Annotated in this window: 3 protein-coding genes; 2 read left to right on the top strand and 1 reads right to left on the bottom strand. The window is 64.6% G+C overall.

Annotated elements, in window-relative coordinates; all coding sequences use genetic code 11:
- The coding region (locus ACH4YL_RS40745) for a hypothetical protein (RefSeq protein ID WP_398512588.1) at positions 1-195 on the bottom strand (195 nt) is incomplete at its 3' end.
- 170 nt (positions 196-365) lie between these two features.
- Here ACH4YL_RS40745 and ACH4YL_RS40740 point away from each other — a divergent pair.
- Both ACH4YL_RS40740 and ACH4YL_RS40735 read left to right on the top strand, forming a co-directional pair.
- The gene (locus ACH4YL_RS40740; protein WP_306224613.1) at positions 366-716 is read left to right on the top strand and encodes a transposase; all 351 of its coding nucleotides are present in this window, start codon (positions 366-368) and stop codon (positions 714-716) included.
- Entirely contained in the window at positions 665-1513 is an 849-nt protein-coding gene (locus ACH4YL_RS40735) for an IS3 family transposase (protein WP_398512589.1), read from the top strand. Before ACH4YL_RS40740 ends, ACH4YL_RS40735 begins: the two co-directional genes overlap by 52 nt.
- Positions 1514-1670: the final 157 nt, after the last annotated feature.

The raw sequence follows: 1670 nt of genomic DNA, 5'->3' as shown, positions 1-1670 counted from the left end.
CGTGCCCGTATATTTGTCGAAGGCCCCGCCAGCGTGGACACCGGCATAGAAGCCGCTCCAATTATATCTGAGGGGCTCTGCGGCATAGGCAGGCGGCCATTCGCGCTTCTGCGGGGACCGCGGGTCGGCCGCAGCCACGGGGCTGGCAATTGCCGCCATCAGGCAAGCGGCTGTAATCAGGGTCTTGTACTGCATCGCGGGCTCCTCGCGGCCGAGGTGGCCGCGCCTTTCAGTTCCTGAGCCCGTCGCTCGGGCCAGTCGAACGCCGCGCAAAATAGGGCTGAAGGTGGAGTGCGCCCCTTGAGGCGGACAGTGTGACGATAGGGAATTGACCGGGGAGCCGGGCTTTCGAAGGATGAAAGCCCATGGCCCGACACCGCACCCACAGCATCGAGTTCAAGCGCCAGGTGGCGCAGGATTACCTGGCTGGCGAGACGCTCCACAGCCTCGCCCGTCGACATGATCTGTCGCGCAACCTGATCCGCATCTGGATCCAGAAATTCGAGGGTGGCGCCTTCGACGACGAGGCCGTCGCCGTCGATACGATCGAAGCCTACGAGGCGCGCATCGCCGCGCTGGAGCGGCTCGTCGGCAGGCAGGCCCTGGAGATCGAGTTTCTAAAGGGGGCTCTGAAGCACGGACCGCGGCCGAGAAGCGCGACTACATCCGTCGTCACCGGCCCCGCGGCATCTCTGTCGCAGAAGGATGCCGGCTGATGGGGATCTCGCGCTCGACCTACTACGACAAGCCGGCCGTCAGCATCGACGACACCGCGCTCGTCGAGACGATGGCGGCGATCTCCGAGAGCTTCGAGGCTTATGGCTACCGCCGGATGCAGGCAGCGCTGCGGCATCGCGGCCTGATCGTCAATCACAAGAAGATCAGGCGATTGATGCGCGAGCACGGCCTCCAGCCTCGACGGCGTCGGCGCTATATCGCCACCACCGATGGCGATCACGAGTTGCCGATCTTCCCGAACCTGGCGAGAGATATGGTCCCGGACGGGCCGAACCAGCTCTGGGTGGCCGACATCACCTATGTCGCGATCACCACCGGCTTCGTCTATGTCGCCGTCATCCTCGATGCCTGGTCGCGCAAGGTCGTCGGCTACGCCATCGGCCGCTCGATCGACGTCAGGCTGACGCTGGCCGCCCTGCGCACAGCCATTGAAAAGCGGGGACCGCCGCCCGGCTGTACCCACCACACGGACCGCGGCTCGCAATACGCGGCCGGGCGCTACCGGCAGGCCCTCGCCGAACATGGTCTCGTCGGATCGATGGGGCGCCGCGGCAATCCATACGATAACGCCAAGGCCGAGAGCTTCATGAAAACGCTCAAGGTCGAGGCCGTCTATCCTATGGCCTACGAGACCTTCGAGGATGTCGCCGCCGATCTTCCCCGCTTCATCGATCAGGTCTACAACGGAAGCCGACTGCATTCCGCGCTCGGCTATCTCAGCCCGCAGCAGTTCGAGGATCAACACGCCCGGCTCTCGGTCAAATCCGCAGCCTGATCCTGTCTACCCGCAGGGGCGCACTCCATACGGACGACGGAAACGAAACGACATTGGCACGCTCGCTTTGGCCGCTGTTGGACGACGCAAGGGGTCGTCGCTAACGGACTGCGCTTGGATGGGCTGTCAACGTCCGCTTCCGGGCGCCCGTCCAATG

It is taken from the genome of Streptomyces sp. NPDC020681, assembly GCF_044334895.1.
In the GTDB taxonomy this organism is placed as follows: domain Bacteria; phylum Actinomycetota; class Actinomycetes; order Streptomycetales; family Streptomycetaceae; genus Streptomyces.
This window is presented reverse-complemented; position numbering and strand designations above follow the sequence as displayed.